Here is a 12,902-nt window from a genome sequence, read left to right as displayed (position 1 = left end):
CTCATGTTGTCTATTATACCGTAAAGCGTACAATAGAGGGCGCGCTGGTTGAATTTAGTGTTATTTGGACTCGTACCAGTTGGTTCCTACGCTGACATCCGCCTTAAGCGGCACTACCAATTCAATCGCTTGCTCCATCACTTCAGGTACCAGTTTCTTCATTATATCTACCTCATCGACAGGTACTTCAAACACCAACTCATCGTGTACTTGCAGCAGCATACGGCTCTTTAACTGGAGCTTGCGCATGCGTTCATCCATCTTCACCATAGCCAACTTAATAATATCAGCAGCTGTGCCCTGTATTGGTGTATTCATCGCCGTCCGCTCCGCAAAGGATCGCAGGTTAAAGTTGGAGGCATTGATCTCCGGCAAATAACGGCGGCGTTCCAGCATTGTCTTCACATATCCATCTTGACGGGCCATCTTGACAATATCTTCCATGTATTGACGAACACCTTGGAACACAGCAAAATACTGTTCAATAAATTTCGCCGCATCCTTACGTGTAATGTTCAAATTTTGTGACAATCCATAGTCGCTAATACCATACACAATTCCAAAGTTGACCGCTTTTGCAGATCGACGCATATTGGCATCCACGTCATCTGCCTTCACGCCAAACACATCCATGGCGGTCTTCGTATGGATGTCCATATCCTGAATAAACGCTTCCTTGAGCTTCTCGTCACCCGAAATATGGGCGAGTACACGCAATTCAATCTGCGAATAGTCTGCCGCTACGATGCTCCAGTCTGCTTCTGTAGGCACAAAAGCCTGACGGATCTGACGCCCTTCTTCCAGACGAATCGGAATGTTCTGCAAATTCGGGAACTGAGAGCTTAAGCGTCCTGTGGCTGCAATCGTCTGGCGGTAATACGTATGGACACGACCTGTATCTGGGCGTACTTCCTTCAGCAAACCTTCAATATAAGTGGATTGAAGCTTTGTCATCTGCCGATAATGCAAAATTAACGGAATGACAGCATGATAAGGTTCCAGCTTCTCCAATACTTCCGCATCTGTGGAATAGCCCGTCTTGGTCTTCTTGATAACAGGCAGTCCCAACTTGTCAAATAGAATCTCGCCAAGCTGCTTTGGTGAACCGATGTTAAATTCGACCCCTGCCAGCTCATAAATCCGTGTCATCGTCTTCTCAATCGCCTCTGTGAATTGCTCGCCAAGTTTCTCCAGACTCGATTTGTTAACTTTAATGCCGGTCTTCTCCATCTGTGCAAGAATGGATGACAGCGGAAGCTCAAGCTCATAATACAGCTTGCTCATCTCATACTTCTGCAAGTCCTGCTGCATCAAAGGCACCAATTCACCAATCAAATAAGCTTTGCGCGCCGTATGCTGCGCTACCAACTCGTCCGCAGGCACTTTGAACTTGGCGCCTTTGCCGTACACCTCTTCATCCGCTTGCAGCATTGTCAGCTCATACTTGGCTGCCGTAGACTGCACGGTTGCAGCTGCATCGCTTGGGTCCAGTACATAAGCGGCCAATTGCACGTCAAATGCTGCTCCCTCCAGGACAATACCAAGCCAATGCAGCACCAGCTCGGTACGGTGCAGATCATATCCATATTTGGGCTGTTCAGCGTCAGCCAACCAAGCTCGAATCGGTGCCGCTTCTTCTGACAGAAGTATGTCCTTTGTCACATGCCAATAACATTCCTTCGAGCCAAGAGTCAGACCGAAGAAGTTAGCATAATGAGGATTGTCGCCATGGGCTTCTAGCACGAGCGTATCCACATCACCTTGCTTTAAGGCGGACGTTAGTTCCTGCACATTTTCCAGCGTCACAAGGATCGTCTCAAGCGCCAACTCAACTACCGGCTCCGCACTCACTTCTTCACCACTCTGCTTCGCCGCCAGCTTTTCCACCCGTTCAAGGATGGACTTGAATTCCAGTTTGCGCAGCATCGGCAAAGCCGTTGCGGAAGGGATACCTTCAAACGCCATCTTCTCACGTTCCAGTTCAATTGGAACCTCACGGTAGATCGTGGCCAGCTGTTTGCTCATCCGAGCATCATCCGCATGATTCTCGATATTCTCTTTCATCTTGCCTTTTAATTCCCCAACATGCTCCAGCACGCTTTCTACGCTGCCATATTGATGCAGCAGCTTTAATGCGGTTTTCTCGCCAACACCAGGAACACCTGGAATATTGTCGGAGCTATCCCCCATCAAGCCTTTCAAATCAATGATCTGCAAGGGCTTTAATTGATATTTCTCTTCGATCGCAGCAGGATCATACTTCTCGATCTCCGTGACCCCTTTGCGGGTAAGCACGACCGTAACATATTCTGAAGCCAACTGCAGCATGTCCTTGTCTCCGCTTACAACCATCATTGGCTTCTGCTCTTCGTCTGCCATACGTGTGAGCGTACCGATAATATCGTCCGCTTCATACCCGCTCAGCTCGAATTGAGCAATGCCCATCGCTTCCATCAATTCCTTCATTAATGGGAACTGCTCAGACAGCTCTGACGGAGTCTTAGAGCGGCCGCCTTTATAATCTTTGTAATCGCCATGACGGAACGTGATCTTGCCTGCGTCAAAAGCAACTACGATATGCGTTGGCTGCTCTTCTTCAAGCAGCTTCAGAAGCATCGTCGTAAAGCCGTATACGGCATTTGTATGTAATCCCTGCGAATTTGTAAGCGGCGGCATCGCATAGAACGCTCGGTTCGCAATACTGTTTCCGTCGATAATAATCCATTTATCCATAATCGCACCTCAATCCAATCTCTTGTACTTCATGATATCATAGCGCGGCCCTGTTATGGAAATTGCTTGGTTGAGGAATGTACTTCAAAGAGGCTCTCCCAAAAGTGATGGTATCGAATGGTTATATCCCAATTTATAAACGAAAGAACTTCAATGTCCACTGCAAAGTGCAGGATAAGTTCCTTTCTGTATAAAAACTCAGCTCTATGTGGGACTTGAAATTCGAAAAGTGACTTATGGGGACAGCTTCATTGAACACTATAGAATAAAGTTACTACTCAACTTTCGCACCTAGAAATTAGCTTAAAACCTTGATACACTGGCTAATATCAAATATGTTGGAATTTTCTCGTAAAAATAAACAAGCTGCCATTTTATAAGAAAGGGCAGCTTGTCCTATAATTTTAACTATCTGCTGTATTATCTCTATTTATGTAACAATTAATTTGAGTTCTTATTGTAACCTTGTTTAATTGCGGCTTGATCTTGAAAATCATCAGGTGCTCCACCTGTATAAAGGATTTCAAGTGGAATAGGAGGGATCAAGTTGTTATTTTTGAAATTAAGCGGGGTAAGTTTCATTTATGCTATATCACTTTTTTTACAGGTTGAACTATTTGTGAATCAATATCGAATAGAAAAATACTTTGATCTTGGTGATTTAGGGGGAACTATTAGTTGGGTAAACTTTTTAATTTTTATAATGACTACAATAATATGCTATTATTTCACTCACCGTTTGTTTTTTGAAAAAAAGGTTAAATATGTACTGTCAATTTTATGGATCCCAATTTTTGTTTCATTTATTAAAATTTTTGCTAATGCATATCCGATTACAGACCAAAATGACACGCCACTCCCAGGGATTGGATTACTGGTGTTGCTGTATATTATGGCATACCCTGTTTATATTATATTTATAAATGTTATAGTGTCACTCCGATCCAAAAAACAAATGAAGTAACATTCTCTTTCCTGCATTCACTTCGTATAAAGTCATTAAGCAGTACCATTTCCCCATGATACTCACGAAATAAATACTTAGCTTCAATCCCATGCTCATCCTTGTACTGCCCACATACTTTTATCCCGCTCTTACATTGCCCATTTAACCTCAGTGTGTACTTTAATCGCTTTATTCATCGTTTGTCTAACCGCTCAGTACATGCATGGCTTCTTTACTGTTGCTGCTATCTTTGCTTTATCACGCTCAAATGCTGTTCGTACATGGGTATCCATATTGCTGACTTGATGCGCTTTGAAATGGCATACAAATTATGCAACTTTCACAGAAGCTTCAACAGAAGCTTCATAAGAGATAACACAGGCTCGACAAAAGCTACAACACCTAAAAACGGCCGAATGGATCAAATCCATTCGGCTCGTTAAAGGGTAGGCTTAGTTGTTCAGATCGGGTCTTTCGTTGGTTACTAAATACACGATACTTTCACCGATGTTGGTAGCATGGTCCGCAATTCGTTCAATATAACGACCAACAAACAGCAACGACATCGCTTGGGAAGCATTTTGCGGATTCTCCGCCACATATGTCAGCAGCTCGCGGAAAATCTGACTGTACAGCTGATCTACGTTGTCATCTTCCTTCGCCATTTTATAAGCCAAGTCTACGTTCTCTTCCACATAAGCTTGTGTGGATTCGTTAATCATGAGCTGTACGATCTCCGCCATACGTGGAATATCGATAAGCGGCTTAATTAGCGGCTGGCCATTCATACGAACGACAACCTTAGCTACATCGATCGATAAGTCTCCCATCCGCTCCAAATCGTTGGAGATCCGGAAGGCCACCAAAATACGGCGCAGGTCCTTGGCTACCGGCTGCTGGGTCAAGATAAGTCTGGAGCCAAGATCCAGAATCTTGGTTTCCATGCCATTCAGATCAACATCTTCCGCAATAATCTTTTTGGCACGTTCCACATCTTGAGTCTTTAACGCCCCTATGGATTCAGATAGCGCTCGCTCAACATGGCGCCCCATATCCACTAATAGCTGACTAAGTTCTTCCAGTCCTAAGTCAAATTCTTTGCGCTTAATCATCGGTTCTTCCTACTCTCCTCGCTAGCCGAAATTTAGTCTATTTTCCATCTTTATTGACCACTCTACTTACCTATGCACATTCCCTATCTGAGTAACTTAATCATCCCTTAACCGAATCGACCTGTAATATAATCTTCCGTCCGCTTATCGCTTGGGTTTGAGAACAACGTTTCGGTCTGATCAAACTCTACCACTTCACCATTTAAGAAAAATACCGTCTGATCGGACACACGTGCTGCTTGATGCATGTTGTGTGTAACCATAACGATCGTATAGCGGTGCTTCAGTTCTTGTACCAGTTCCTCAATTTTCAGGGTAGAGATCGGGTCAAGTGCAGACGTTGCTTCGTCCATCAGCAAAATGTCAGGATTGACCGCTAATGCTCGCGCAATACAGAGACGCTGCTGTTGGCCACCTGAAAGGCTGAAAGCCGAACGCTTCAAATAATCTTTCACTTCTTCCCACAATACAGCTTGCTTCAAGCTTTGCTCCACAATCTCGTCAAGCTTTGCTTTGCTGCGAATGCCATGCAGCCTCGGTCCATAAGCAATATTGTCATAGATCGACTTCGGAAACGGGTTTGGCTGCTGGAATACCATGCCGACCTTCTTCCGCAGGGTCTCCACATCGACCTCATTGCTGTAAATATTCGTACCACCAATCTCTACTTTTCCTTCGATACGCGTCCCAATAATCATGTCATTCATCCGGTTAAGTGTACGGAGAAGCGTTGATTTACCGCAGCCCGACGGGCCGATAAAAGCAGTAACTGCCTTTTCCGGAATCGTCATCGATACTTTCTTCAGCGCGTGATAGGTTCCATAATAGAGATCCAAATCTTTAATATTAATGAGAGTCTTTAATGCCGTCGCTGTGCTCATGCGCTCGTCTCCTTACACATTTTTCTGATATTTATTGCGAAGAATAATAGCTGATATATTCATCAGGACAAGCATCGCCAGCAAGACGATGATTCCTGCCGCTGCCAACTCGTGGAATGCGACTTGCGGTCTGGATACCCAGTTAAAGATCTGGATCGGCATTACCGTAAACTGATCCATGATGCTTTCTGGCAAGAAAGCTACAAACGTCAAGGCACCAATCATTACAAGCGGAGCTGTCTCCCCGATCGCACGGGACAAGGCAAGAATGACTCCTGTTAAAATGCCTGAAATCGAGGACGGAAGCACCGAACGTGCGACCGTTTGCCATTTAGTTGCACCAAGTGCGAACGACGCATCGCGGCGAGCTCTTGGTACTGCTCGTATCGCTTCTTGGGCAGACACGATAATAATCGGCAGCACGAGCAGCGTCATCGTGAGAGAACCGGACAATAGACTTCTTTCGAGCGCCATACCGCGCACAAAGATCGTCAAGCCCAAAATGCCGTATACGATAGATGGCACGCCTGCCAACGTGCTTATATTCAATTGGATAAAGCGTGTGATGGCATTCTTCTTGGCGTACTCTTCCAGATAGATCGCCGCTCCTACGCCGAGTATGAACGAGATCGGTGCCATAATAAGAACCATATAAATGGACCCCACCACTGCTGACTTCATCCCCGCTTTTGAAGCGAGACGTGACGGATAATTCGTGAACAGGTCCCAATTCAATCGGGACAGACCGTCCATCATAATACTAATTAATAGGGCCATCAAGGCTACGATACCGATCGATGTCGCAACAATAAACAGCAGATGAAGGACAAGGTCGGTCTTGCGACGGTTGCTGATTTGCTTGCGGTTCGCATCCTGAAACATCGTCATGAATTAATACTCCTCCCTGAAACGTCTTGCCACATACAGAGCCAGGATGTTCAACAAGAATGTAATGATGAACAACGTCAACCCGACGGCAAAGATCGTTCCATACTCCACTGAGCCGTGCGGCGTATCACCCAAGCTTACTTGAACGATGTAAGCCGTCATGGTCTGTATGCTTTCCAGCGGATTAAGTGTTAAGTTCGGGGTAGATCCCGCTGCAACTGAGACAATCATCGTTTCGCCGATTGCACGTGAGAACGCCAATACAGCAGACGATACGATGCCCGAGAAAGCAGCTGGCACGACGATCTTTAATGCCACTTCAAAGCGTGTTGCTCCGAGGGCATATGCACCGTGGCGTAAGCTTTTGGGCACTGCAGACATCGCATCCTCACTAAGGGATGATACCATCGGAATAATCATAATCCCGACGACCAATCCTGCACTGAGTCCATTAAACACACTCATATCCGGGAAAATTGACTTCAACAGCGGCGTAACAAACGTAAGCGCAAAGTAGCCGTATACGATGGTCGGAACGCCGGCAAGCACTTCAAGTACAGGCTTGACGATTTTGCGAACACGCTCAGGCGCGTACTCGCTTAGGTAAATGGCACTGGCGAGACCGATAGGTACAGCTACCAATATGGCAATCAGCGTAATTAAGAAAGTACCGCTTAACAACGGCCAAATGCCAAATGCCTTCGGTTCGATCAGAGGACTCCACTTTCCGCCAAATATAAAATCAAAGATCGGAACACTCTTGAAGAATGAGATCGTCTCCGAGAACAGCGTGTACACAATTCCAATCGTGGTTAAAATAGATACACCCGCACATAGGAACAAAAGAATGGGCATCACTTTGTCTGCTACATTCATTTGCTTATTTGTAAAGGACATATTCGTTTCCGGCTTCGAAACGTTTACTTGCATAATGGTTAACCTCACTTTGCATCTTTTACAATTCGTTAACAATATCTCAATGAAAATGTGATGTCCCTATTTGGTTGCATCGTGGAGACATCACATTTCCATACCTGTTGTATGATGCTGATGGGATTGGACCTATCTAAGCGATTGATTCGCTTGTTATTGGCCCAGTTGCTTCAACTGCTCATCATATTTTTCCTGCGGAAGTGCTACGTAACCCGCTTCTGCCGCTACACTGCCTGCTGTCTTTAAGTAGTATTCAACAAAAGCTTTGACTTCTGGCTTCTCCATATGCTTCTTGCTCACATAGATCAGCAAAGGACGGGATAATGGAGCATAGCTGCCATCTTTGATCGTTTCCAAGTTAGGTTCTACCGTTGCTTTGCCGTTGTCAACCGGAACCAGCTTCAAGTTCGCTTTATTCTCTTCATAGAATGAGAATCCGAAGTATCCAAGTGAGTTTTTGTCACCCGTTACACCCTGTACAATCGCATTTGTATCAGCGGCAAACGTAATTTGACCATCGTTGCGCATCGCTTTGGACTCACCGTTAATTTCTTCTGTGAAATAGTCGAAAGTACCATGGTCAGCACCAGGAGAATACACTTTGATCTCTTCTGCAGGCCAGCCTGCACGAACATCAGCCCATGTTTTCACTTTGGAATTAGGCTCGTAAATTTTCTTCAATTCATCCGTGGACAACTTGTCAACAAATGTGTTCTCCTTGTTCACAACAACGGTCAAACCATCATAAGCCACTGTCAGTTCCAAATACTCGATGCCATTCTTCTTGGCTTCTTCCGCTTCTTTGTCTTTAATTGGACGCGACGCATTGCTGATTGCCGTCTCTCCCTTGGCGAAGCGCTTAAATCCGCCACCTGTACCTGCTGTGCCTACGGACACTCGAACGTCTTTATGCTCCTTGCCGAACTCCTCCGCTACAGCCTCCGTCATCGGGTACACTGTGCTCGATCCGTCTATGTCAATCGTTCCGGACAATTGAGCTGCGCTTTCTGCTCCTGCATTGTTTCCAGATCCTGCTTCTTCCTTCTTAGCACTGCTGCCGCATGCGGACATTACTACAGCTATTACTGTAATTAATGTCAAGAGCATGATTTGTTTTCCCCACTTCTTCAAGTAAATCCACCCCTTCTGAATTGTTACTACCATAGCTAGTAATTGTTGTTTGCTTACAATTCATAGTTTATCGTCCAAGTGTTAAGACTGTTTGGCATATATGTTAACGCAATGTAAAAATTCAAGCATTTTCGGACATCGCTGATAAATGATGCTGTGCTTCCTTCGCTTTCATCGACATCCGATTGGCATAATCATCTACCTGCACGAGACTTTCCCTATTATCAGCGATCATACGGAACAATCGTTCGAACTGTGACAACGCCGTCTTCAGTCCCGCAACCGTATGATGAGTCTCAGCTGCAGAAGCTTCGCTTGCTTGTACGGTGGCCGAGAGTGAGCGTCCCATCTGAAGCAGAGTCTCTTCAATCTGATCTGTCGCCGATTTCGTAAGTACAGCCAACTTGCGGACTTCCGTAGCTACGACCTCAAAGCCGCGGCCATGTTCTCCTGCGCGTGCCGCTTCAATAGAAGCATTAAGCGCCAGCATATGGCACGTATCCGACCACCCTCTAATGATACCGACAGAATCGGCTACTGCCGCGGCATGCTCCGTTAGCTCTTCCGTCTGTCTCTTCTGTTCCTCTGCCTGCTGGGCAACAAGCTGAAAGGAACTTGCCACTTTATCCAGCACCGATTTCCCTTTCAGTGTCTCCTCGATCATTTCAGCCGCATGCTCTAAACCCTCCGATGCTGAAGCACGTACATGCTCCGCTTCTTGTCGAATGACAGTTAATGAGCCCATGGTCGACTTTACGGTCGATTGTTCTTGCTGCGCATGCTTTTCGCGCATGATTTTCGAGAGTGCGGTTATTGACTTGGGACCGATTACGCCCGCCAATCTCCCCTGCTTCGTAAATACAATGCTGTCGTACATTCGTTCTTCAGGGCGCGCAGCCACTAAATCCAAGAGCTCGGAGGTAGCGGTACCATATTCTACAAACAATCCGTCCTTATCCATCAATCTGGAGATGGGCTTATCATAGAGCAGGGCAGGAGAGAATCTTCTGCCCATCACTTCATAGAAACGGTCGCGCATCACAAGACCAACTGGCCTATTTTCCCCATCGATAACAACTAGACAACGTAATGCTGTATCCGCATTAAATAATTGTTCCGCCTCCATTACGTTTGCGTTGCTTAATATAGAAGGTGCCCATTGTAATAGACCTTCATATTCCATTCGATTGCGTTCCACTGTCGTCCCATTCGGTAACGTTGAGGACTTCGTCTGTATGGTGGAACCTGTCGAATGCGCATCCACCGCTTTTATTGCTTCCTGTTGTGAACGGTTTAACAATACTGTCAAGACCCACCACTCCATCTCTACGATTGCATATTCAAGTGTCTTAAGTCCTAATGTAGCACCTTAATGTAAAAGCGTTAGCTTACTTTTGTAAAATGTTTGTAAAATATCAAGACAAAAACTTTGTCTATCTTGCGTTTTATTTAAAATAGTAGAATGACTTATTTCTGACAAATATTATAATAATCACCCAATGACAAACTTTAGACACAGCTTGTTCAATCCCTTTTCACAATTGTTGTGAAAATCATCACACTTTTCACGTACACTAATACAAAGCTGTGATATTAATCATAGACATACACATTAGATCACAGCGTAGAAATATAGTGGAGGAAGGTGTGCATTATGGATCCGGCTCAACATGCAAAGCGTATCCAGAAGCAAGAGAAAATATTGATCACGGTGAGCTTTATCGTCGGAATCATTATGCTCTTGGCATTCATACGTCGTTTCTTCTAACGACGGACATTTGTTTGCGTGATTAAGTGAAGTTATTCACAATTTAGACACAGAGAAAAAGATGGAGGAGTAGATACAGGATGACGGCTGCTTACGATCCGGTTATTTTTAGCCGAATACTTACCGGACTTACCCTTTTTGTACACATCATTTACGCTACGATTGGCGTTGGCGTTCCCCTTATGATCGCCTTGGCAGAATGGATTGGCATTAAGCGCAATGATACGTATTACTTATTAATGGCACGGCGCTGGGCACGCGGCTTCACGGTCACTGTAGCCGTTGGCGTAGTGACGGGCACAGCTATCGGTTTACAATTAAGCCTCTTATGGCCTAACTTTATGCGTGTGGGCGGACAAGCCATTGCCCTGCCCCTGTTTCTAGAAACATTTGCTTTCTTTGTGGAAGCCATTTTCCTCGGCATTTATTTATACACATGGGATCGATTCAAAAACCGGATGGTGCATTTCGCCCTCTTGATTCCGGTTGCGATCGGCTCATCTGCATCTGCTTTTTTTATTACGACTGTTAATGCCTTTATGAACACACCGCAAGGCTTTGATTGGGTAGATGGCAAAATGGAGAATATCCAACCGCTGCTCGCAATGTTTAATCCAGCAATGCCAACAAAGGTCAGCCACGTTCTTGTGACTGCATATGTAACGTCTGCCTTCTGCCTCGGTGCTATTGCTGCCTTTGCTATGATTCGCGGCCGCAAGCATGTCTATTATAAGAAAGCGCTCAAGCTGACGATGACAGCGGCACTAGTCTTTGCCCTTGCATCCGCCGCGATTGGCGACCTGTCTGGTAAATTTCTGCATGAGTACCAACCCGAAAAACTCGCTGCCGCAGAATGGCATTTTGATACCTCTGATAAAGCAGAGCTTATATTGGGTGGAATATTAACTGACGAGAATGAAGTGAAGTTTGCGATTAAAATTCCGTTTGCATTAAGTATATTAGCCGGGGGCACCCCTGATACGGTTGTCAAAGGGTTAAATGAAATACCCGAGCACCTGCGACCACCACTAAAAGCAAGCCATTATTTCTTTGATATGATGGTGTTCATCGGGATTTATTTGACCGTCATCTCGCTAGCATACGTAATCGCTCAACGCCGCAGCCGTAAGACAGGCAAGCCAGTCAGCCGATTACTGCTCTGGGGGGTCGTATTAGGAGCCCCATTAGCTATCATGGCAATCGAATCAGGTTGGATGTTCGCTGAGGTGGGACGCCAACCTTGGATTATTAGAGGATACATGACGGTAGCCGAAGGAGCCACGACATCTGCTCATGTCGACACAATGTTATGGATATTTGCCCTATTGTACGCACTGCTTACCTTTACTTGCGTAAAAGTACTCATTAAGATGTTCAAACATAACCCGGCTGAGGACGAAATTATCGCTCGCGGCATTGAGGGGGAACATAAGTGATGAGCTATGAATTACTAGGCATTACGATTTTATGGATATTTTTGTTTGGCTATTTGCTCGTAGCGTCGATCGACTTTGGAGCCGGCTTCTTTAGCTACTACAGTACCATTAGCGGCAAGCGTCACATTATACACCGTATCATTGAAAGATACTTATCTCCTGTATGGGAAGTAACCAACGTATTTCTTGTCTTTTTTATCGTTGGGCTTGTCGGCTTCTTCCCTGATGCAGCGTATTATTATGGAACAGCACTGCTTATTCCGGGAAGCCTGGCTACTATATTGCTAGCAATTCGCGGCTCCTATTATGCGTTCAGCACATATGGTTCGCGCGATAACCGTATTTATCAATTTTTGTATGGCGCAAGCGGGCTGCTAATTCCTGCGGCATTATCCACCGTACTGGCCATCTCGGAAGGTGGCTATATTACGGAGCAAGGCGGGAAAGTTAGCTTTGAATTCAGCAAATTGTTTACCAATGTGTATCCGTATTCTGTTATTCTGCTTGCCATAGTTAGCGTGCTCTATATCTCAGCTATGTTCTTGACGTATTATGCCGCGAAGGCGCAAGATGAGCCCGCGCTTCAAGTCGTACGTAAATACGCGCTCTTCTGGTCGCTTCCCACGATACTGGCCAGCTTGTTTGTCTTCTACTCTATAAAAGGACATAACGAGCAGCATTTTAACAATATGGTAGATAACGGTTGGATGTTTGTGATGTCATTTCTATTCTTCCTAACTGCCGTATTGTTGGTGTGGCGACGTCGCAATTATGGGATCGCTTTTGTGGCGGTTATGCTGCAGTTTGGATTTGCCTGGTTTGGATATGGAAAGGCCCATCTGCCTTACCTGCTCTACCCGTACTTAACGATTCATGACAACTTTACGAATCCAGCGATGGCTACTGCTCTTATCACGGTATTTGTGTTAGGTCTGCTCATTCTGATTCCGTCCCTTTTCCTGCTTATGAGGCTGTTCTTGTTTGATGCCAATTACGTTAAGGGCATTAAAGATGGCAAGGGCGGAAAAGGCGGACAGGATAACGCGGGTGCCACAAAAGCTTAAGCAAGCCAAA

11 protein-coding genes are annotated in these 12,902 nt (G+C 45.4%); 3 read left to right on the top strand and 8 right to left on the bottom strand.

The genetic code is table 11. The annotated features are described in order from the left end of the window. Positions 1 to 60: 60 nt before the first annotated feature. Positions 61 to 2,733, bottom strand: a complete 2,673-nt coding sequence (gene polA, locus MH117_RS00635; protein ID WP_239326390.1) for a DNA polymerase I — start codon at positions 2,731 to 2,733, stop codon at positions 61 to 63. 547 nt (positions 2,734 to 3,280) lie between these two features. On the opposite strand from polA, the gene MH117_RS00630 reads away from it, so the two are divergent. Further along, positions 3,281 to 3,697, top strand: a complete 417-nt coding sequence (locus MH117_RS00630; RefSeq protein ID WP_239326388.1) for a hypothetical protein — start codon at positions 3,281 to 3,283, stop codon at positions 3,695 to 3,697. Here MH117_RS00630 and MH117_RS26770 read toward each other — a convergent pair. From MH117_RS26770 to MH117_RS00600, 7 genes are all read right to left on the bottom strand, one after another. Further along, on the bottom strand, positions 3,660 to 3,821 hold the full coding sequence (locus MH117_RS26770; RefSeq protein WP_481857234.1) for a YhjD family protein: 162 nt from the start codon (positions 3,819 to 3,821) through the stop codon (positions 3,660 to 3,662). The genes MH117_RS00630 and MH117_RS26770 overlap by 38 nt on opposite strands. A gap of 310 nt (positions 3,822 to 4,131) precedes the next feature. Continuing rightward, on the bottom strand, positions 4,132 to 4,791 hold the full coding sequence (gene phoU / locus MH117_RS00625) for a phosphate signaling complex protein PhoU (RefSeq protein WP_239326386.1): 660 nt from the start codon (positions 4,789 to 4,791) through the stop codon (positions 4,132 to 4,134). A gap of 107 nt (positions 4,792 to 4,898) precedes the next feature. Then, positions 4,899 to 5,672 (bottom strand): phosphate ABC transporter ATP-binding protein PstB, encoded by a 774-nt coding sequence (gene pstB, locus MH117_RS00620; protein ID WP_028546221.1) that lies wholly within the window; start codon positions 5,670 to 5,672, stop codon positions 4,899 to 4,901. A 12-nt stretch (positions 5,673 to 5,684) separates the two neighbouring features. Next, a complete protein-coding gene (gene pstA / locus MH117_RS00615) occupies positions 5,685 to 6,560 on the bottom strand; it encodes a phosphate ABC transporter permease PstA (protein WP_239326384.1) in 876 nt (291 codons plus the stop codon). A gap of 3 nt (positions 6,561 to 6,563) precedes the next feature. Then, on the bottom strand, positions 6,564 to 7,457 hold the full coding sequence (pstC, locus tag MH117_RS00610; protein ID WP_481857233.1) for a phosphate ABC transporter permease subunit PstC: 894 nt from the start codon (positions 7,455 to 7,457) through the stop codon (positions 6,564 to 6,566). Between the two features lie 189 nt (positions 7,458 to 7,646). Beyond that, on the bottom strand, positions 7,647 to 8,624 hold the full coding sequence (locus MH117_RS00605; RefSeq protein WP_239326380.1) for a PstS family phosphate ABC transporter substrate-binding protein: 978 nt from the start codon (positions 8,622 to 8,624) through the stop codon (positions 7,647 to 7,649). 121 nt (positions 8,625 to 8,745) lie between these two features. After that, positions 8,746 to 9,933 (bottom strand): methyl-accepting chemotaxis protein, encoded by a 1,188-nt coding sequence (locus tag MH117_RS00600; protein WP_239326378.1) that lies wholly within the window; start codon positions 9,931 to 9,933, stop codon positions 8,746 to 8,748. Positions 9,934 to 10,472: 539 nt separating this feature from the next. Here MH117_RS00600 and MH117_RS00595 point away from each other — a divergent pair. Both MH117_RS00595 and MH117_RS00590 read left to right on the top strand, forming a co-directional pair. After that, the gene (locus MH117_RS00595) at positions 10,473 to 11,828 is read left to right on the top strand and encodes a cytochrome ubiquinol oxidase subunit I (protein WP_239326376.1); all 1,356 of its coding nucleotides are present in this window, start codon (positions 10,473 to 10,475) and stop codon (positions 11,826 to 11,828) included. After that, positions 11,828 to 12,892 carry a cytochrome d ubiquinol oxidase subunit II gene (locus MH117_RS00590; RefSeq protein WP_239326374.1) on the top strand — a complete coding sequence of 355 codons (1,065 nt, stop codon included), beginning with the start codon at positions 11,828 to 11,830 and terminating at the stop codon, positions 12,890 to 12,892. Before MH117_RS00595 ends, MH117_RS00590 begins: the two co-directional genes overlap by 1 nt. The last annotated feature ends 10 nt before the right edge of the window (positions 12,893 to 12,902 follow it).

Origin of the sequence: Paenibacillus sp. ACRRX (genome assembly GCF_022346885.1) — a bacterium.
GTDB lineage: Bacteria > Bacillota > Bacilli > Paenibacillales > Paenibacillaceae > Paenibacillus_B.
Note: the sequence above shows the minus strand (reverse complement) of the source record. Positions and strands in the feature narration are given on the sequence as shown.

Bases quoted from the DNA above. Each gene is read 5' to 3' on its own strand.
- polA (WP_239326390.1), bottom strand. From the start codon at position 2,733: ATGGATAAATGGATTATTATCGACGGAAACAGTATTGCGAACCGAGCG.
- phoU (WP_239326386.1), bottom strand. From the start codon at position 4,791: ATGATTAAGCGCAAAGAATTTGACTTAGGACTGGAAGAACTTAGTCAG.
- pstB (WP_028546221.1), bottom strand. From the start codon at position 5,672: ATGAGCACAGCGACGGCATTAAAGACTCTCATTAATATTAAAGATTTG.
- pstA (WP_239326384.1), bottom strand. From the start codon at position 6,560: ATGACGATGTTTCAGGATGCGAACCGCAAGCAAATCAGCAACCGTCGC.
- pstC (WP_481857233.1), bottom strand. From the start codon at position 7,457: ATGTCCTTTACAAATAAGCAAATGAATGTAGCAGACAAAGTGATGCCC.
- MH117_RS00595 (WP_239326376.1), top strand. From the start codon at position 10,473: ATGACGGCTGCTTACGATCCGGTTATTTTTAGCCGAATACTTACCGGA.
- MH117_RS00590 (WP_239326374.1), top strand. From the start codon at position 11,828: ATGAGCTATGAATTACTAGGCATTACGATTTTATGGATATTTTTGTTT.